At 36.7% G+C, this 21,065-nt stretch carries 12 protein-coding genes; 1 reads left to right on the forward strand and 11 read right to left on the reverse strand.

The features are described 5' to 3' along the window. Window positions 1–343: 343 nt before the first annotated feature. Window positions 344–2,644: a glycoside hydrolase family 3 C-terminal domain-containing protein gene (locus J7E67_RS05320; protein ID WP_214731135.1), complete on the reverse strand. Its 2,301-nt coding sequence runs from the start codon at window positions 2,642–2,644 to the stop codon at window positions 344–346. Between the two features lie 162 nt (window positions 2,645–2,806). Here J7E67_RS05320 and J7E67_RS05325 point away from each other — a divergent pair, with 162 nt between their 5' ends. Next, entirely contained in the window at window positions 2,807–4,042 is a 1,236-nt protein-coding gene (locus tag J7E67_RS05325) for a helix-turn-helix domain-containing protein (protein WP_214731136.1), read from the forward strand. Between the two features lie 62 nt (window positions 4,043–4,104). On the opposite strand, the gene J7E67_RS05330 is transcribed toward J7E67_RS05325, so the two are convergent. From J7E67_RS05330 to J7E67_RS05375, 10 genes are all read right to left on the reverse strand, one after another. Next, window positions 4,105–5,493: a glycoside-pentoside-hexuronide (GPH):cation symporter gene (locus J7E67_RS05330; RefSeq protein WP_214716697.1), complete on the reverse strand. Its 1,389-nt coding sequence runs from the start codon at window positions 5,491–5,493 to the stop codon at window positions 4,105–4,107. 310 nt (window positions 5,494–5,803) lie between these two features. Further along, window positions 5,804–8,176 carry an alpha-L-arabinofuranosidase C-terminal domain-containing protein gene (locus tag J7E67_RS05335; RefSeq protein WP_214716698.1) on the reverse strand — a complete coding sequence of 791 codons (2,373 nt, stop codon included), beginning with the start codon at window positions 8,174–8,176 and terminating at the stop codon, window positions 5,804–5,806. 106 nt (window positions 8,177–8,282) lie between these two features. Next, the gene (locus tag J7E67_RS05340) at window positions 8,283–9,620 is read right to left on the reverse strand and encodes a glycoside hydrolase family 30 protein (RefSeq protein WP_214731137.1); all 1,338 of its coding nucleotides are present in this window, start codon (window positions 9,618–9,620) and stop codon (window positions 8,283–8,285) included. 280 nt (window positions 9,621–9,900) lie between these two features. Beyond that, window positions 9,901–12,798 carry an alpha-L-rhamnosidase gene (locus tag J7E67_RS05345; protein ID WP_214731139.1) on the reverse strand — a complete coding sequence of 966 codons (2,898 nt, stop codon included), beginning with the start codon at window positions 12,796–12,798 and terminating at the stop codon, window positions 9,901–9,903. A gap of 56 nt (window positions 12,799–12,854) precedes the next feature. Next, window positions 12,855–13,502 (reverse strand): YesL family protein, encoded by a 648-nt coding sequence (locus tag J7E67_RS05350; RefSeq protein WP_214731141.1) that lies wholly within the window; start codon window positions 13,500–13,502, stop codon window positions 12,855–12,857. 97 nt (window positions 13,503–13,599) lie between these two features. After that, window positions 13,600–14,487, reverse strand: coding sequence for a carbohydrate ABC transporter permease (locus tag J7E67_RS05355; protein WP_214716701.1), 888 nt, complete (start codon window positions 14,485–14,487; stop codon window positions 13,600–13,602). Between the two features lie 17 nt (window positions 14,488–14,504). Next, window positions 14,505–15,410: an ABC transporter permease gene (locus J7E67_RS05360; RefSeq protein ID WP_251026588.1), complete on the reverse strand. Its 906-nt coding sequence runs from the start codon at window positions 15,408–15,410 to the stop codon at window positions 14,505–14,507. Between the two features lie 297 nt (window positions 15,411–15,707). Beyond that, entirely contained in the window at window positions 15,708–17,198 is a 1,491-nt protein-coding gene (locus J7E67_RS05365) for an ABC transporter substrate-binding protein (RefSeq protein ID WP_214731143.1), read from the reverse strand. Between the two features lie 127 nt (window positions 17,199–17,325). After that, a complete protein-coding gene (locus tag J7E67_RS05370; protein WP_214731145.1) occupies window positions 17,326–18,945 on the reverse strand; it encodes a response regulator transcription factor in 1,620 nt (539 codons plus the stop codon). A 22-nt stretch (window positions 18,946–18,967) separates the two neighbouring features. Further along, on the reverse strand, window positions 18,968–20,692 hold the full coding sequence (locus J7E67_RS05375; RefSeq protein WP_214716704.1) for a sensor histidine kinase: 1,725 nt from the start codon (window positions 20,690–20,692) through the stop codon (window positions 18,968–18,970). Window positions 20,693–21,065: the final 373 nt, after the last annotated feature.

Raw genomic sequence — 21,065 nt, forward strand, 5'->3', positions numbered from 1 at the left:
TTTACAGACTACGATTGGTGAATTTTGAACCCCGGTTGGTTACCATAGCAAAATAAAACCCACGGTAAGTCATATTCCGTGGGTTTTTTATTTTTAAATAAGCTTGTGAGACAGCTTTAATTTGTTTTTATAAATTCGGTTATTGTAATCTTTTCCCTTATGATCGATTTCTTTGGGTTAAGAAACAATTTTCCCTGCTACTAAACACGCTAAACAAATTTTAGTTTATATAATGATTTCTTTTCCTTACAGAAACCTTAACCAGAGTAATTTGAACTAAAATATATCTTACTTATTTGCCCCCACACTCTATGAGAAGGGGGGCAAAAAAGGTGTAATCTACTTATTTCTTAACAAGATTAGTTTCATTACTACCCGAGAATCGATTTAATTCGTCCATCAGATTTGTTAACATTTCTTCTGTAAACGCACCCATGCTGAAGTTCACTAATGCACGGAGCGGCATATATTTCATCATGGCTTCCATCATTTCTGCAGCATCCCCTTCATTTGCACCTAAATCCGGGAATGGATTGTGTTTATTTATTAATTCTGTTGCCAACGGCCCTAAAACCGGGTCAGCAAGCAAATCACCAACAAGGGTATTGCGATGAACCTGCTTTCTTATCGAAACTGTTGATTGAACAACGATGCTTTCTTTAAGGTAAATCTCTTGCGACGATTCTCCTACTTGAATTTCAAACTCTCCTGTTTCCACATGCCAGTCTTTCAATTCCACATTATAGTAAGCAAATGAACGCTTATTTAACAAGAACGTAACCGTTTTTTCCTCACCTGGCTGCAAGTCGACTTTTTCAAAGCCTTTCAGCTCTTTTTCAGGTCTGTTGACACTGCTTTTTACATCTTTTACGTAAAGCTGCACAATCTCTTTTCCAGCTCGAACACCTGTGTTTTTAACAGTTACACTGACTGCGACCGTTTCGGTATCTTGAATCTCTTTTTGACTGATTGAAAGATTGCTATATTCAAAAGTAGTGTAGCTTAATCCAAATCCGAACGGGAATAGCGGTTCAACTTTTTTCGTATCATAGTAACGATAACCAACAAAAATACCTTCCTTGTATTCCACTTTGTCGCCTTCTCCCGGGAAGTTCAGGAAAGAAGGGTTATCGCTTAGTTGTTTAGGAAAGGATTCCGCCAATTTTCCACTCGGATTTGCATCGCCAAATAATAAATCTGCGATGGCACCTCCAAGTGCTTGACCACCTAAATATGCTTCGAGTAACCCTTTTACATTGCCAATCCATGGCATTTCAATCGGTGAGCCGTTGCTTAACACGACAACGATATTGCGGTTCACTTCCGCTACAGCTTCGACTAATTGACGGTGGTTTTCCGGCATGCGCAAATGTTCGCGGTCATAGCCTTCAGATTCATAACGGTCAGGAAGCCCGGCAAAAAGAATAACCGTATCAGCTTGAGCCGCCACGTCTTTTGCTTCTGCAATAAGCGTTCCATCGATCTCGTCAGAGTCAAGACTGTAACCTTGAGCATATAACACATTCGTGTGCTTCCCAGCTGTTTTCTCGATTTCTTCCACAATGTTTTCAAGCTTTGTCGGTTTTACATGAGAACTTCCCCCACCTTGATACCTTGGCTTCTTGGCAAATTCTCCAATAACCGCAATCGTTCCTTCTTTTTTCAGCGGCAGAATAGCTTCTTCATTTTTTAAAAGCACCATGCTTTCCCTTGCCATGTTTCTGGCCAGCTGGTGATGGGCATCTGCGTCATAAACTGCATTTTCCTTTTTATGGTCAACTGCCATAAAAATAATGCGCAATAATCGTTCTACTGCTTTATCTAATTTTTCTTCAGATAGTTCACCGCTTTTTACTGCATTGACAATTTTTTGGTCGCCGATACCGTTACTAGACGGCATTTCTAGTTCCAATCCAGCTGCAAGCCCGTCTGCACGTTCATTTACCGCACCCCAGTCGGAAACAACGAAACCTTCAAAGCCCCACTCTTCTTTTAAAATATCAGTTAACAGATATTCATTCTCAGAAGCGTATTCTCCGTTTACTTTATTGTAGGAACACATAACGGTCCATGGCTGGGACTGTTTGACCACACCTTCAAAGCTGGCCAAATAAATTTCGCGCAATGTTCTTTCATCTACAACAGCATCGGTTGACATTCTGCGGTGCTCCTGATTATTTGCCGCAAAGTGTTTCAAAGACGTTCCGACTCCTTGGCTTTGAACACCTTTAACATGGTTGGCCGCCATTTCAGAAGCCAAATAAGGGTCTTCAGAGAAATACTCAAAGTTTCTTCCACAAAGCGGTGAACGCTTAATATTCACTCCAGGTCCAAGCAAAACTGCTACATCCTCTGCCTGGCATTCTTCTCCTAGAGCTATCCCCACTTTTTCAATGAGTTCGCGATTCCAGGAGCTAGCCATTCCGGCCGCTGACGGAAAACAAGTGGCAGGAACACTGTTATAAATTCCTAAATGATCTGCACCCTCTGCCTGCTTACGCAAACCGTGGGGTCCGTCTGTTACCATTAGAGATGGAATTCCTAATCGTTCAATTCCTTTTAAATGCCAGAAATCTAATCCTGAGCATAGGCTCGCTTTTTCTTCTAATGTCATTTGTGAAATTAATTGTTTGATATCTCGCATTGTGAACCTCCTAGTATGGTTAATAGAAAACGCTTTCTATTTTTATATTGTATTAATTTCTCGCTGTTAGTTATGGTAATATTTATCGAAAAATAGTATTATCTTATTAACTAAATTAAATAATATTGAATTCGTTTACTTTAAAAGGGGAACTAACTAAGCATGCCATATCTTAATAGAGACCACTTAGAGTATATTTGCAGGCATATGAATGAGACTTTGAAAATTCCTTTTTACCTATTTGATTCAAAAGGTGAATTACTTTTTGAATCATCATCAGGTTACAGACAAAACCCACTATACCTTGCAAAATTAGACTATTTAAGACAGCTAATGAGAAACGATGATTCATCAGAATACCCGATAATCAAATCGACTAAATTACTTGAAAATTACTTGACTGTTAATTTACAGGGTGGAGATACATTCCAAGGGAGTATTATTGGCGGTCCATCCGTTTTTACTAATTACTCTAAAGATATGATAAGAAGGATGAATCATGACCTTGGATTTTTTATCGATCAAGAATTCATTATTCTTTACTATCAATCACTTCCAGTTATGAAGCTTCATGACTTGACACGTGCCGGTATCCTTGTCCACTATATGATCTATCATCAATTACTTGATACAGACTATGTTATCAAACAGAATCAAATAATGGAGGATCAGGAGGTTCTTACTGAAAGTCCCGATTTGGAAATATCTTTAAGACGTCAAAATACTAAATTCCATCATGATTATTTAATTGAAAAGAAACTTTTTGGAGCAATAACAAAAGGAAAAAAAGAGGAACTGTTAAACTATTTGAACATCGCAAATGAGGAATTTGAATATGGAGTCCTATCAAAGAATAGCCAATTAAGAAGTGAAAAGAATTTAACCATTTCAGGCATTACCTTAGCCACTAGAGCTGCAATGGAAGGCGGTTTATATCCAGAAATCGCCTATTCCTTAAGTGATTTATATATTCAAAGACTCGAAGAATTACAGGATATTCATGAGGTAAAGAAATTAATGGAAAAAGCATTTGGTGACTTTGCTGAAAGAGTTCACATCAGCCAAATTGAACAGTATTCTAAACCTATCTCACTCTGTCAGAATTTTATTTTTAACCATGTATATGAAAACATTACATTGTCTCAATTATCAGAGCTGGTACAATTGACTCCAAATTATTTATCCTCGCTTTTTAAAAAAGAAACAGGAATTTCTTTGAGCGAATATATTCAAAAAGTGAAAATAGAAGAAGCAAAAAATTTATTAGCTTTATCATCCTATTCCTTATCTGAAATTTGTACTCTATTAAATTTTACGGATCAAAGCTATTTTATAAAAGTATTTAAGAAATTTACAGGTGTTACACCAAAGCATTTTAAAGATCATCCTATAAAATGAAGAGACCGGGTATGTATACCCCGGTCTCTTTTCATAGGTTTATAAATTAATATATCTATTGATTAACGTTGTGCTCTTCTTGCTTCTAGTTCAGCAATAATTTCATGATGGGGCTTTTCCCATTTATAGACAAAAGCCATAATAAGGATGGATACTATACTAAAGAAAATTGGCAGCCACAAGTAGCTAAGAGAAATCATTCGCAGTGCAGTCTCTGTTTGTTGTTGATTTGCAACGTACCCGCCGGCAGCTAGTAACCAAGCCGGGATTGCACCACCAAGACCCGAACCTAATTTAATTCCAATACCAGCAGCAGATACAAGGATTCCCTGTGCACGAACTCCTGATTTCCACTCACCATAGTCAACCGTATCAGCCATTAAGGTAAACAATAATCCCCCTGGCAATCCCATACCGATTGAACCTATAATTGTACCGGTAATAATCATTGGTACATTATCTCCACCCATAAAGATGATTAATTGACCAATGATATTGATAGCAATACCTGTATTAATTAATAGTACTTTACTAAATTTCTTTGTTAAGAATGGTGTTGCCAAAATGCCTACAAGTGAAAACATTGCAAGGGTATTGACGGTTGAAATGAGTTCAGGCTTACCGATGTTATAAGAAATGTAATAAATACCTGCAGACAATTTCATGATATACAACATGAAGAATACGATTCCTAATAAGGAAACAGCTATCCATGGGCGATTCCCTTTAATCGCTTTTAGACTTTCTTTTACAGGAATAGATTCGTTACCAGAGATATTTTGAACACGTTCTCTTGTGTTAAGGAAGGTAACAAAGAACAAGATTAATCCAACAACAGAAAATAGTGTCATCGCATAGAAGAAACCTTTTTGCTGATTGCCAGCGCCAAAATAAGCAACAAGTGGTAATAAAGTTAAGTTAACAATTAATCCGCCCACTTGTCCGCCAAACATACGAAACACATTGGCAACGGTTCTTTCCTGAACATCGCTTGACATACTTGGAAGCATTGTTGTTAATGGGTTATTAACGGCTGCATATAACACATTGGCTGTAATATAAAATATGTAAGCGTAGGCCAATTTACCGGAAGCGCTTAATTCCGGTCCCATAAAGAGGAGAATGGAAACAATCGTAAATGGAATACTTGACCATAAAATCCAAGGTCTTGATTTCCCCCATTTAGTATTTGTCCTATCGATCAAGACCCCAAAAATCGGACTATCAATCATATCTACAAATCTTGCAACCAACATTAAGGTACCCACTGCAGCGGCCCCAAGTCCATATACGTCCGTAAAGTAAAACGTTAAATAAGTGGTTATAACCGTATAAATTAAGTTTGAACCCGTATCTCCCAAACCGTAACTAACTTTTTCTAATAAGGACAGCTTCTGATTTGTACTTGGAGCATGGTTCACTTTTATTAAATCTTGTTCTCTTAATGCCATGGTTTTCCCTCCCTAGATAGTTAAAACGTTTTCATTTTTGTTAATTTTTAATTAGTCATACTCTTTTCAACATGAGGTAAAATAATAAATTAATTTATTTTGTTTTTTTAAAGCGCTTTATTTATTTATAGTATAGATTGATAGTGAGCTAGTTTATGGTATTATTTTATGATAAATTGTATTTTTTTATCTTTTATGAAAAATAAATAAAAATTCTGTGATTAACCTAAGAAGTAGTGAAATCCCTTATAAATTGGTATTTAACATAACAAAAAAGGCCAGGATATCACCTGGACCTTAGAAGAAATAATTATAACTCGATTCTTAAAATGACTACACCATAAGCAGGGATATCATACAAATTACTATCCAACTGCAATGCAGTTTCAAAAGGAATTACCTTGTTAGGTTCTTCCATAGTATTTGTATTGTTTGGATCGTCTGAGGTTAAAATGATCTGCTTACCCACAAGTTTCTCTTTCCCCTCAATATCAATCGATGTTCGTAGATTAAATTCAGAAGCATTAACCAATTTGACTATTACCTGATTATTCTTTTCATCAAGCGTGGTTACTGTAGTGAGATATGGAATGGTTGCTATTTTATACTCATGTACCAACTGACCATCAAGATAGCAATAAATAGAATCCTTTGTAGCCTTGGCACATAAATGATGACCACCATCTGAATTTACATTCACAGCTTGATTAGGGGTCAGCTTCACACGAGACCAACCATTGATATGCAGTAACCGGCTCTCACCGTTTGCGTCTAGCTCCCAAAGAATATAGTTTTGCTGCCATTCTTTCGTACTGTCTAGGAACCGAACCTTTAACCCCTGTTCCCCCAGTGTCGCATTCATAGTCATGGTATATTCTTTCCAAGTAGGCTCGCCAATCCTTAGCACATTCCATTCAAGGTGAGTTAATGGGTTATCTTCTGTTAAGTTTTCACTCTTAAATAGCAGTTGGTCACCACTCGTAATGCTTATATCATTAATATTCTGAAGGTCATTTTGTCGGATTGCTACTTCACCTTTAAAAGACGGATAGCGACTTTCTGTTTCTACTTTACTTTCTAAGACGATATCTCCCCTGTTTTCCGCAAACAGTTTTTGAACATGGTAAGATGGTGAAACATAAGAATTCGTTCCATTAAAATAAATAAGGTTAGGTGTCCAGTTGATATGATTCAAATTAGCAAATAAAGGAGCGTAGGAAGACATCACGACAATATCCTGATTTCGTTCCATTCCCGTCATAAAAGCAGCTTCACTAATGGCGCCTTTAAGCGCGCCCGCTCCTTGCCCAAGGATCATGGCATATTCCCCTACGTAGATCTTTGGACCATTCCGATCATAAGTATCATACATATCGTGATACATGACATAATAATCAAAATCAGCATAAAAATGCTCATCCACGATTTCCACCGGCAATCCTTTAGTTTCTGTTCCTACCTCCCAATGCGTATTCCAAATAGTGATAATTTCAGGGTATTTTGCTTTTACTGCATCATAAAACAATTTGTACCGGATATTGTATTCAGGTCCAAAATTTTCATTCCCTATTTCGATATACTTCAAATGAAATGGAGCCGGATGGCCATTTTCAGCACGAAGTGAACCCCACTTGCTTGTAACTGGTCCGTTCGCATACTCTATCGCATCGAGCATGTCCTGGATCCAATCATCGAGGTCTTCTAATGGGATATGCTCTCCTGGTCTTCCTTGACAAGTGAGGCCGCAGTTTACTACGTACATCAGCTCTAAGCCCAGATCCTCTGCCATTTGTAAATACTCATGGTAACCTAATCCATTGGTTGTCATGTAATTCCACAGCGTCCAGTGAGAACTTCTTTCGGTTACATCCCCTATCGTTTTCTTCCAGCGATAGGCTGTTTCCACTGAAAATCCTTCTACAAAGCACCCGCCGGGAAATCTCAAAAATTTGGGCTTTAGGTCTGCAACCCTGGCCACTAAATCTGGTCGTAACCCGTTTTTCCTTTCCAAAAACGTTTTTTGGGGGAATAAGGATACAAACTCAAGCCAAAATGTTCCTCTTTCATTCGTTGAAAATGCTAAGATGCCCTCAGGCTCCTCGCCCCCACTTTCTAATACCAGCTCATATTTCTGCCAATTTTCAGATGTTATTTCACAGGGGCTTGAGGACAATTTTTCACCTATTTTATTTTCAAGTGTTATTTCCAGATTTCCAGAAAACGTCCCTTCCTTTTTTGCATAGAAAGATAGATTGTATCTTTCATTTTTTTTCAAAGGGATTCCCCAAAATCCTTCATTGTATACTGAAATCCGTTTATCAAATGAATCTTCAATCTCTACCCTGAGAGAAAGGGGATTTTCCTTATTAATAGGGACATTTCCATCTAGGTAAATGCCTGCTTTACTATTCGAATTATCCTTGCGCAGCTGCCAGCCTGGGATTGATCCCGGTGCTTCTTCAAAAGGAGAAACCCACCCTGCAGGTGAATGCAATTCACATCCCTCTACTTGGCAGCGGTCAGGAATGATGGTATCCTCGAAAGACCTATTTCGAATTAACTCCCCATAGATTCCTCCATCACCCGCACGGTTGATTTCCTCGAAAAAAAGACCATACAATGAAGGACTAACAGGAAATTTTTTAGCTTTAGTATCAATGATTACTTTTGCTGACTTATTCAACAAAAATCCCTCCCAACTGAAGAATTTCTTCATAATTTTTTAACGATATTTACTATTATTGTTGATAGAAAAAGGTGACTCCGGCATTTATACCGGAGTCATTGGTTTACTTCAAAACAACCGTGTTAAAGGATTCAGGTTTTAAATCAAATTGATAGGATTTGCCTTGATATTCAAATACTAATTCCCGTTGTTTTTTTAGTGGATTGTTGACAATTAATACAATAGAATCGTCAGGATTTTGGAAAGCTAGCGCATGAGCGGTTAGATGACCTTTTGTTTCAAGTCTTACTGCTCCATTTTTCACAAAATGAGAATGGTGTTTTACCACGTAGAATTCAGGATTATATTGGAAGCTTTTTGTTTCTGGATCGACGGTAATCATAGAATTTTGTTCCCAGCCCCATGTACTGCGGCCTTTAGGCTCTAGAACGGCATTCCAGTAAACATATCCATTTGCCCCATTGACAAAATAATGGCGGTACAGGTTGCTTACATATTGAGCATATTCCCAAGTATTTTTACCGTTTCCGCATTCATTTTCCGTTTGTAGAAAACGCATCTCAGGGTAACTCTCAGCTGTTCGCTGGATTGCATGTTTTCCAGCCCATTGATAGCCAACACCACTGATATACTTATATGCTTCAGGATCACTGAGAACAAGGCCTGCGTATACATCGAAATCAGATGTGGTATCCGTCATTAATTCTTGCCAAGGTTCTGGTGCATTGATGGTCCCCAGCCAGATTTCTGTAGCTAGATTGTGCTTTTCAAAAGCTGGTCCAAGATAGTCTCGGATAAATTCCTGCAATTGTTCACCTGTCCACTTACAAGAAGGGAATTTTTGGTCAGCTATTACTTCATTTTGCACATGAATTTGGTTGATTTTTATTCCTTCTTTTTCATACGCTTGGACAAACTTAACGAAATAAAGCGCGTAAGCCTCAAGTACTTTTTTCTCCCAGCGTAGTGTTCCATAATTATAAGCCTTCGGAAATTTCAGCCAAGTAGGAGGACTCCAAGGTGAAGCGAAAAATTTCATATCCGGGTTTCTTTTCTGGGCCTCACGAATGTATGGGATAAGATACTTTTGATCCCTTTCAATCGAGAAATGCTCCATTTCATAGTCGTCATCGGTTTCATTATGACTATACCATTCCAGGGCATAATCACTTGCACCAATTGGCAGGCGGCAAAGTGTAAACTGGCAGTCTCCATCCGTTGCAAATAAAGAATCTAGTACTTTTTGACGGTCCTCTTCAGATAAAGATTTAAGCGCATACATTCCAAGTTCATTAAAACAGCTGCCAAAACCCTCAACGACACGGCCTTTATTGTCTGTAATGATTAAATTACGTTGTGTATCAGCTGTTTCAACAGGTTCCTTCGTTTGCCAATAATTACCTTGTGTGGATTCAATCCATAAAACACTGTTTTCGGTCATAAATTCCATTCCTTTCAATTGTTAGTTTCAATTATGTAAACGGTTTATTACTTGTCAGTTTATATCGTTTTTTTAAAGATTTATGGTATATTTTACGGAAAAATAGTAATTATCTTAAATAGTTTATTCTAATTTTCCTCTATGAAAAAAATCCCCTCATAATAGACAGTACAACCCTTTCTTTTTACTGCCTACTATAAGGGAATAAGTTCCATGGACCACTACATTTTTAAACTTATTACTAGAATTTCAAAGTCCTTCTCTTTAAAGATTTAATAGTCTATTGTCGAACAAGAACTAGTTTTTTATTTAACTCATCTAATTTTTCTGATGAAGCCAACGAAGTGAATAAGGGGAAATTTATTAATTCTTGCAATGATTTTTCAACAAATTGATCGTTTTTTACAATCGGGTTATTTACGATTTCTGGTAGATCATTTTTAATAATTTCTTTTGTTTCTTCATTGTTTAGAAGCTCTTTTAAACTACTGTTTGTGCTATAAGTTAAGATATAAGATTTTGTCGGTAGATATTGAAATACATATGTGCCTGCAGTAAGCTCACATAGAACTTCCTTACTTTCCTGCTTAGCTTCCAAACCTCGATTAACGAGCAAGTCGCCATTTACCTTAATAGTTTCCAAAGCAGCATCAGGCAGGATAACTTTAGCTGAAGTATTGAATGGTACAACAAAGCTAAAAGTTAACAACCCATCCTCTTTTAATTCCCAGCCGCTCTCAATATATCCGGACGGAGAAGAAAATTTTGCCTTGGCGTAGGATAATTTTCCATATGGTTTAGGACATAGTTTAATCTTTCTAAACCCTGGTGCATCTTCAACCGGATTGATTCCGCACATATAACGATACATCCACTCAGCAATCGAACCATAAGCGTAGTGATTTAATGAGTTCATTCCTGTTCCGCTTATGCTTCCGTCCGAAAGCACTGAGTTCCATCGCTCCCAAATCGTTGTAGCACCAAGTTTGACCGCATATAACCAACTTGGAAAATCATCATTTAACAATAAAGTATACGCATAATCATTAGCTTCATTTTCAGATAATACGTTACAGAAATAAGGCGTACCGACAAAACCTGTTTGTAAGTGCATTTTATCCTCACGAAGCTTTGCTTTTAAATCTTCTATTAATCTTGGCCGAAAACTTTCTGGTACCAGATCCATATATAAGGCAACAATCATGGCGGTTTGTGTATTAATCGCACTTCTGCCATTTGGTGTAAAATATTCCTTCATCATTGCTTCTTTAATTTCATTTGCCAGAATGTCATATTGTTCCGCCATGCCAGTGTTACCCAGGACCTTTGCTGCTTTTGCCACTAGCTGTGCCGAATAACAATAATAAGCGGAAGCAATATAATAAGAATCGGTTCCACCCATTGGGCTTTGAGGATCCTTTCCATCTAATGCCAGCCAATCACCAAAATGGAAACCAACCTGCCACAGTCTCTTTGCACCTGATTCATCATCTACTTTTTTAATATATTCGACCCAGTCCTTCATTGCATCGAACTGCTGACGAAGAAGCTCTTTATCTCCATAGTACGTATATAATGTCCACGGAATAACAGTAGCAGCGTCACCCCATGCAGCTGACCCACTACCTGAAATAAAACCGTTTCCATCTTTTGGTTTTACGACAGGTACTGTGAATGGTACGGAACCGTTTAACCTTTTCTGTTCTTCATGTAAATCAAACATGTATTTTTGGTAAAATGCAGGCGAATACATATTGTAGCAGGCTGTAGGGGCAAACACCTGTGCATCACCTGTCCAGCCCATCCGTTCATCGCGCTGCGGACAATCTGTAGGTACATCGAGAAAATTCCCTTTTTGTCCCCATAAGGCATTAAGGAATAATCGGTTCACCAAAGGATTGGAGGTTTCAATTGTTCCAGTTTGTTCAATTTCGCTGTAGATGACACAGCCAGTAAAATCATCCAGATTAATGTCCCCGTCAAAACCAGTCAGCTTTACATACCGAAAGCCATAGAAGGTGAAGTGAGGCTGTACTTCTCTTCCACTTCCGTCAGAAATATAAACAAATTCAGCTTTTGCCTCTCGCAAATTTTCGCGATAAAAGTTTCCATTTTGAAGAACTTCACCGTATTGAAGCTGTACTGTTGCTCCTTTTGGTGCGTTGATTTTAAACCGCACCCAACCGGTCATTACTTGACCAAAATCAAGGACCGTTTCTCCAGCAGGTGTATGAATAATCTCAATTGGTTTTCTTTCTTCCATGATTTTGACAGGCAAATTTCGTCTGGCTGTAAAACTGTCTGTTTTGATTTCCGTTTTCCTAACGCTTGTCCATTCGCTATCATCAAAATTAGGCAGTGTCCAGTCTTTATTCTCTAGATTTGCATCATAAACCTCACCATCATAAATGCCGCTAAAAGTAATCGGTGCTGGCGCACTCTTCCAGTCTTCATCCGTAGTGATTCTTAAGGTGGATCCATCCTTAAGCGTTACAACGATTTCACCAATGCAAGCAAATTCACTTCCATATAATTCATGATAACCGCCTTCAAACCCAAAACGGCCTTTGTACCAACCGTTGCCAAGCATAAAACCAATCGTATTTTCTCCGCGCCTCAATACGTCCGTCACATCATAGGTTTGATACTGCAGCCAGAAATCATAAGCATTATAACCCGGAGCAAAATATTCCTGTCCAATTCTCTCTCCGTTTATTTCCACATCATATAGACCCACCCCGCAGAGATATGCTCTAGCTGACACAATTTCAGCTGGCAGGTTAAAGTTTGTTCTAATTAATGGATGGATTTCCTTACCCAAGTCAGGAGTAATCCACTTTCCTTGCCATGGCTCATTCATTTTTGCTGTCTCAAACCAGGCAGTTTCACTTGTTACCTCGTCACGAGCATCCCCCCATATAGTTACCCGCCAATAATAACGAGAACGTGGTTTCAGCTGTAGGTCCGGAGTGTACCCTAAACTATCAATCTCTTGACTTTTCCCGCAATCAAATAGAATCATTTCGAAGTCAGGATCAGCCGCTATTTCCACTCTGGTGGCCGTTTGATAAATAGATGGGCCCCCCCCTGACTCGGTCACCCATGAAAGACTTAAGCGATCGAATTCAAATCCGAGCGGATTCACAACGTGATTTGTTCTTAAATTACTAATCTCCATTTTTTACCTCCTATTAAATCGTTTTAATTTCTTCGCATTGACTTCTGCCTCTAATATTAATTTACTTTAGTACTGCTTCTCGCGACGGAAAAATTAGTAGCTTTATTCATTTTTATAAATACATAGTTACTAATCCACATAAGTAAAAAAGCAATAATACTCCCGCTGAAAAATGGAAGAAGTCCTGGTAATTTTATAAATATAAAACAAAGGAATCCAGTCAGAATTCCCATACAAAACGTCGCCATAGGGTTAACAGTCATTAAAATAAACGCATTTTTAATTCCTTCTGCCAGGCGGACATCAAAATGGACAAACACTGGAAAAATATATAAAAGAGTGAGTAAAAATATGAAAATAACAATGACATTTGGTATATAAAGTAGTTTAAGTGCATGTACCGTAGTTGCTTCCACGATTCTAATGTTAGAATACATAAAAAAACCAACTAGAATGATGACAAGTCCTAATAGATTACTTTTTACAAATTCTTTTTTATAGGTGAACCAAAAGGTTTTCAAGACCGGACTATCAGACTGCTTCAATACCCATTTACGAACTACTGTAAACATTGCTGTAGTGGCAGGAAAAAAGCCAAAAACTATAAATCCAAGCATGGAAAATGCAATCCAAAGAATATTCACATAAGCAAACTTCATGATCCACTCCGAGATACTATAAAATCCCCGCATAAAACCTTCCATCAGTCGTTCCCCCTTTGCTTTTACTGTTATCCTGAAATATATCATAGGAGGGCCATTGCTTTGCAATCAGCCCTCCATGGTAATTAATTTAAATCAATCAACCTTTAACTGAACCTAAAGCAATCCCTTTTACCAAGTATTTTTGGAAGAATGGATAAGCAATCAGTATCGGCAGGACACCGATAACAGCAATCGCCATCCGTACACCTGTGGTAGGAACTTGCGAAGCAGCCTGGCTCGCATTTGTGCCTAGATTGCTGCTTGCTAAAAACTGAATGTCTGACAGCATCCTGTTTAAGATGTTTTGGATACTAAATAATGACGGTTCAGTGATATAGATCAGTCCATTAAACCAATCATTCCAATAAATGATGGTTTGAAGCAATCCAATCGTAGCCAGAATTGGCAATGAGAGCGGTAGAATGATAGAGAAGAAGGTTCTAAATTCACCTGCACCATCCATGCGTGCTGATTCAATAACTGGCTCTGGAATAGAAGTCATAAAGAATGTCCTCATCAGCAATACGTTAAATCCGTTCATGAGTAATCCTGGGACTATTAGTGCCCAAATCGTGTTTTTAATATCAAATACTTGCGTATAAACGAGATAGGTCGGAACAAGTCCACCATTGAACAATAGAGTAAAGAATACTAGAAAAGCAAAAACGTTTTTATAAGGTAAATCGCGGCGAGAGAGCGCATATGCCAAAAACGAAGTCATCGCCAAGCTTACAAAGGTTCCAAATACAGTAACAAGGATGGTAATTCCGTAAGCCCTTAGTATGCTAGATGAATTATTTAGCAGGTAATTATAAGCATCAAAGCTCATCTCCTTTGGAATAAAGGAATATCCCTCTTTCATGATGGCTGCTTCATCGGTCAGGGAAGAAGATAAAAGAATGATAAACGGTATGATGCTTCCTGCCGCAAGTATGATTAAAAAGATATGAGAAACCCATTGTGTTATTCGATCAGATTTATACATCGCTTTCGACCTCCAGCTTAAAATAATGCATTATCTTTACTTTTTTTACGTACGAGATAATTTGATAATAATACAAGGACAAATCCGACGATCGATTGATATAAACCTGCTGCAGCTGACATCCCGATATCCCCAAGCTGCATTAATCCACGGTAAACATAGGTATCAATAACATTCGTTGTGTCATAAATAGCACCCGAATTCATTGGCACTTGATAGAACAAGCCGAAATCGGAGTAGAAAATGCGTCCTATTCCCAATAAAGTCATCATGATAATTACAGGCATAATCGAAGGAAGCGTTATGTGAATGATTTGCTGCCATTTATTTGCCCCATCTAAAGTGGCTGCTTCATAGTACTCTTGGTCAATCCCGATAATTGCGGCTAAGTAAATAACACACAAGAAACCGACACCCTTCCACATATTAATGAAGGTTAAAATATATGGCCAAAATTTTGCTTCGTTATACCATGAAATACCATCAAGCCCAAGTAACGGTAAAATCGTTTTGTTCAGGTAACCAACATCTTCGCTAAGGAAGGCAAAGCCCAAATAACTGACAATAACCATCGAGATTAAGAATGGCAAAAGAATCACACTTTGGTAAAAGCTTTTCGCCAGCTTATTTTTAATTTCATTTAGCATTATCGCTACACCGATAGCTAATATGGTATTTAAGATAATAAATCCTCCATTGTAGAGAATGGTATTCCGGGTAATAACAAAGGCATCTCTTGTACTAAACAAGTATTCAAAGTTTTTAAATCCAATCCAATCACTTCCCAATATTCCTTTAGCATAGTTAATATCTTTAAAAGCAATCATAAGGCCAAACATAGGTAAGTAATTATTGATCAGTAAGTAAATTAAACCAGGCATCATCATAATAAATAATGGCAGATACCTTTTAAATCTCATCATCCTAACATTCGCTTTTTTCCCAATTGCAGCATGGACGTCCTTACTTAACGGTTTTACTGTAACTTCTGACATCACTATTCCCCCTTGTCCAATAAAATGGTTCCGCTTACAAAAACTATCATTTCTACTTATATTTATTTTATTAGACTAGTAAATTTGTTACTATCCATAATACGACTTCTTATTTTTGTTTATCCGACTTTTCAGAATACATTAAATTTAAATTATAAGCCATTTCAAACTTGTGGAATTTATGAAAAAAGAGAACTAGACGCACTAGCTCTCTTCTCTTGGTCCTTATTTCTTTTCTTTCCACTTATCATACTGTTTTTGTTTTTCTGCAATAATTTTAGCAATGCCGGATGCTTTAAGTTTCTTATTAAATTCCTTTAAACTTTTCTCCGGATCTAAAGTACCAGATTCAATACCTAATTTATACTGATTTAATACGTTCGTCGATGCCGCAATTTCTGTTTTCACAGGATCTGGATTAAATGTAAAACCAAATGCCGGAGAAAATATCGCTGAATCATTATGTTTTTTCATAACTTCCCAATAATTCGCTGGATTTCCTTCCCAAGGGTATGTCAGGAAATTATTACCGATTTGCCATTGGCCAAATACATATTTGGACTCTTTTACACCTTCTGGCAATGTAATGACACCATCAGATTTAACTGCATAATGTTTCCCTTCAATACCGTTATCCAGTAAATTCATAATCTCTTTATCTGTGTAAAGTAAATTGATAAATTCCATTGCTTTTTCTGGATTCTGACTGTTTCTGGCAATTGACATATTAAAGCCTGTTGCCGCATCGGTATACGAATATACATCCGTCAATTTTACAGATACCATTTCATGTCCAGTAATTCCTTTTTCTTGTACATCAAAACCTGGCTTCATATGAGAAAAATAGCCAAACCCTTTATTGGCTTTCACAATATTAGCAGCAGCTTCTTGTGACGTTGCTGAATCCTTCATGATATAGCCGGCTTTGAACCATTTTCTGGCTAATTTAACCGCTTCTACATATTCAGGTTCTTCAAACATATTGACCATTTTCTTATCTTTAAAAGATATTGCCCCAAGGCTGTCCCCAAGTATATCAAATTTTCCACCTGCAAGAACAGAAGCAACGGATGTGATTTGTGTGTTAACCACTGGGGTTAAAGTCGGCTCTTTTTCTTTGACAATTTTAAACACACTCTCTAAATCAGCAAATGTTTTGACTTGAGAAAGGTCAATCTTATATTTATCAACAATATCTTTTCTCATGATATACCCATAATAGGAACCCCAGTCCCGCATACTTGGAATGCCATATATTTTGCCGTTCACCTTATTGCCTTCTAAAAGACGTTCAGGCACGACTTTTAAAATCCCTTGACCATTTGATTTAAGCAAATCATCTAAAGGAACATACTGTCCTTTAGCGGCTTGGGTATTGTAGCCAAAAAATGATGAAGAAACGATAAGATCCAGTTTTTCATTGCCTGTCAACATTAAATTAGTTTGCTGTGACCAAGCTGCACCACTAATCGGTACTAATTTTACGGTAGCATTAATCTTCTTTCTAGCAATTTTATTAATTTCTTCCTGAACTAAAGGAAGATCATCTATTTTTGTAAAGTTTAGATACGCCAGATTAAGCTCATATGGCTGACCCTTTGAGTTCGTATCGTCCTTTTTACTTGAACTGCTTTCCTTTGAACTACAGCCAGCCAAAACTAAAACAGCTGACATTACTATCAGTAAAAACCTTGTAAATGCCTTAAAACATTTCATCTTTTCTTTCCCCCTTATTATCTAGTTGATTCCATGATAACTCTCATGAAAGCGTTACCACTGATCTAGTTTTAGTATAGAGGTTGGCTGAAAAAACACTTACTAAAAATACGACCTTTTATTTTTGTTATTCCGACTTTTCTGAAAAAAACGACTTTTTTCGATATTCCATCGGATTTAATTGGGTTGATTTCTTGAATATAGTAGAAAAATAGGAAAAATTAGAATAACCTGCAGATAATGCCACTTCACTTACAGGCAGATTGGTTTCTATTAACAGTTTTTTGGCGTATTCAATACGCTTCTGCTGCAAATAGTCCGATATGGATAAACCTGTTTGTTTTTTAAATAATCTTGTTAAATAATCTGGATTTAAATAGACATAATTGGCAATTTCATCACGAGTTAACCGCTGTTCTCCTAGATGATGATTAATATAATTTTTTACTATGTCCACCACTGATCCTTTTTCTTGAGGTTGATGGAGCTGGTTCATGGCAACATCGGCAATATATATGACCCATTCTTGGAGCGAGTTCAATGATTTCAATACTCTTTTTGGTTTTTCAGTCAGCAGATTTTGTGAATAAACCTGATTGGCTTGAATTCCTTTTACCTGAAGAACATAAAAGATTAATTGCAAAAAATCTTGATAAAACAAATGAAGGGATTGAGCTGTTATATTTCCATCCGATTTTTTCCAATCAGTAAAATACTGATTGACTGCATCTAAAAACTTATCTTTTGGACCATTTTTCATTTGACTCGTCCATTCCGCGGAAGGAAGCAGCGGGGAAGTGCATAAACATTTTTTCTTATTGTTACATTTAATCGTCTGGTTACTTACAGTTACATTATTGCGATCAAATTCCTGCAAAGTATGGACCATCCCTACTAATTCTTCAATCGGAACTTGATTTCCAATGTAGCCACAAAGTTCACAAGAAAAAAACTGAGCGAATTGTGAAATAAAGTGATTACAATTTTCATTAAACTCCTTCAAGTTGATTGGCTCTACTAGTGCAATAATCACTAAGACATAGCCAATTTCTATATTAAGCACATAACCATCCATGCTATTCTTTTCGATTACTTCACCCAATGCTTTTTGAAGAGCATATTCGCTCACCTTTTCTTCATGGACCGATAGTTCCTCTTTCCAATGCTGAACATGAAATAAAATGGGTAGAAAAGTAGTTAATTCTGAATAGGATAAATGATAATTCTTCATTTGTTTTTCAATTTGATCTTTGGTTGTTGGGATAACTTGATTAATAAGATCTAACCAGAAACGTTCTTGCATGACTGAATGGTGGGATTTTTTCAATTGAAGGTAAGATTCCTCTACCATTCTTGTTTCTTGATCCTTTTTGATTTTCCCCAATGCGCTATGAATAACATCTTCAAGTTCTTGATAATCGACGGGTTTTAATAAATAATTAAAGCTTTTCAATTGCAGGGCTTGCTTTGCATAGGAGAAGTCTGAATGACAGGTTAAAAAAATCGCTTCAGTCATCGGGAAGTGTTCACGCACCCACTTTAGCAAATCAATTCCAGAGCCTCTAGGCATTTCAATGTCACATAATAACAAATCAACTTTGTTATTTAAAAACACTTCTTGAGCTTGTCTTAAGTTATTAGCTGTAAAAACAGATGAGATATCATGCTTTTCCCAATTCACACCAGCTTGGACACCCCTAATGGAATGAATTTCATCATCAACTATTAGAACCTGAAATTGATTCATAAACCATACCCACCCTCTTGACTTAGATTATATCGTTCGGAATTCGTATCCAAACAGACGCCCCTTTGCCTGGTTCATTCGAAAATTGTATGTTTGATTTTTCTCCATATAACAAACTTAGTCGTTGTTTAACGTTCCATATTCCAATACGCTCTCCTTCCTCATTAGTTAAAGATTCGTCTTCTTTCAAACTGCGTAAAACATCCTCAGGGAATCCATCACCTGTATCCTGAATTTTTATACTTATAAACCCAGGGTCCTCAAATTTCTTTACAACTATCAGAATATCAAGAGCGTCATCTAAATTAAGCGCATGTTTAATTGAATTTTCGACAATTGTTTGAATGACGAGCGGAGGAATATTACTTTTTAATAGCTCAGGTGGTGATTCAACAGAATAGTTAAATGTATCGGGAAAGCGGAGCTGTTGAATTTTCAAGTAATTTTCCGTATGCTTTAGTTCATCTTCTAAGCTAACAAAATATGAATTACTGCGAAACATAAACCGAAAGTAATTGGCCAGACATTTAGCCATCTCTTGGATGACAGCAAAGTCCTTAACCGTAGCTAGATTATAGATAATATTTAATGAATTAAGGAAAAAGTGCGGGTTGATTTGCAGCTGTAAATGTTTTAATTCCGCTCTTTGAAGATTTAGCTTTTCCTCATATACATTTATTTTTAGATCCTTAATCTCAGAAATCATATGATTGAAGGTTCCATTCATCATTTCAAACTCAGTAGAATTTCGATGGATGGGAAGGCGAATATCCAAATCACCTTTTCGCAGTTTTTTCATAGCGGCGACAATTCGATTAATTGGCTGAAGAAAAACCTTTCTCATGATAAAGATAAAAAATAATAAGAACAACACGGCTAACAAAGTAATTAACGACGATATTCTTTGTAGAAATGGAAGTTTCTCCAGGATTTCTCTCTCAGGTATCAATGCAGCAAGATAGAAATCACCTTGTGATGATTTTTTTTTCATTACAACAAAACGGTTATCTTTCCCAGTAATGACATACTTTTTCTTCTTAATCGTTAAATCTATTTTTTCCTTTTCAATAAATTTCTTATTTGTAATCGGTTTTAGGTCGGAAGTTGCCAACAAGGCTCTTCCTGTATCTCCAAAATCAATATATTTAAACGGCGTAATGAGTTTGTCCATATTCACCCAGGCGCCTACATATACTCCATCTACTTTATAGTATTGCAGCAAGTAATAATTTTTTGCTCCCTTCCATATATTCCATTTCCCCTCTCTAAGCTGCTCCGGGTTTTTCTCGAACATCTGGTAAATTTCGTCTCTTGCTTCATACCGTTCAAAATAATTGTCAGCGGATTTTTGTGTAAAAAGGAAATCCTTATACGCATCCGAATAAATAAAAATGGAATCGATGGCAGTGTAGAAATAAGACTGATTGGTAATAGAATTAAATAAACGTATTTTTGCTTCTTCATAATCATTGGGATCAATCGTTTCATTATATTGAAGAAAATATAAATCTGTATTGTTTTGTGTAATTTGGAAAATATAGTTTCCAACACCTTCCAAATTCCGGTCGATTTGGTCCATATAAATATTCAGCATATTTTTGTTTGACTGGGCCACCTGGCTCCTGATAACTTCGACCGCATAGTAGTTATTTACAATGTGAACGACAATTAATGGTCCAATAATTAAAAACACACTCAAAAAGAGTTTAAACAGTAACGAATTGAAAACTAGTTTCATTTTTCCCATAGTGATCCTCCAGTTGTAAACTCTCTAAAATGTAATTCCCATTATACAATATAAATTAAAAATATTCTGAAGAGTTCATTTAAAAAAAAGGCTTACTAAGGGAATCCTTCTAAAATAAGAGATAGTCAATAATAAAAGGCCGAGAGCTATTTTTTACTCACGGCTATTAGTTACGATCTAATTAATAGAAAGCGTTTTCAGTTTTACAATCTAATTATATTAATTTCTAACTAGATGTATGGTAATATTCATCGAAAAATAGAAATATTCTATTATATAAATAAAAAAAGAAAAAGAATTTCATAAAAGAATCATACTCTTATTATTATAGGAATTTAATGAAAAACAAAAAGCCTTGAGCAATTTTCACCCA

Source organism: Bacillus sp. ISL-46 (genome assembly GCF_018613205.1).